The sequence below is a fragment of the Rhodopirellula europaea 6C genome (genome assembly GCF_000338295.1).
In the GTDB taxonomy this organism is placed as follows: Bacteria; Planctomycetota; Planctomycetia; order Pirellulales; family Pirellulaceae; genus Rhodopirellula; species Rhodopirellula europaea.
In genome coordinates, this window is sequence record NZ_ANMO01000129.1 from 1 (window position 1) to 620 (window position 620).

Below are 620 nucleotides of genomic sequence, written 5' to 3' on the forward strand. Positions count from 1 at the left end.
CCCCCGCACATTCGCGACACGAATGCCCAAGTTCTTCCAACCGAAAGCCTCCGCTATGCGATTGATCGCCGCGATCCTGTTTTCCGTAGCTTGCGCCTCCATTGCTAGCCAACCGGCCACTGCTGACGAGTCGGTTACCTTGATGGGCACGATTTCACAATGGAGTTACCCCAATTCCAATCTCAACGGTGCAGAGATGTCGGATGCCGCCACGGTTAACAGCGATGGCAATCGCACTGTGCAGTCGCTTGTATGCAAGACCACAATGACAACCGACGACTCGGTCGAAAAGGTACTCGCCTTCTACAAGACAAAATTGGCCCCGGACAAAAACGCCGACGACAAGACGAAAGCTAAACTCAAAGACGGTCGCTCCGTTCTGGTGTCGGACGACTCCGAAGGCCGCCCATTTGCCCTCCATACGATCCTTGTCAATACTTTATCGACTTCCACGACGTTGATCGTATCACGCGGCAGCGGCGAGACCAAAACTTACATCGTGTGGAAACACTACGTCAGACTCTAAAGCTGCGGGGAACCATCCGATGCAACCGAGCGGCGAAGTCGTGCGTTTTGAAGTGGAAGATCAACCGTCGCCGCCGGCTGATCGGTGACGTTCG

The 620-nt window shown here is 54.8% G+C and carries 1 protein-coding gene; it reads left to right on the plus strand.

The features are described 5' to 3' along the window. Positions 1-55 precede the first annotated feature (55 nt). Positions 56-526 (plus strand): hypothetical protein, encoded by a 471-nt coding sequence (locus tag RE6C_RS14505; protein WP_236618217.1) that lies wholly within the window; start codon positions 56-58, stop codon positions 524-526. Positions 527-620: the final 94 nt, after the last annotated feature.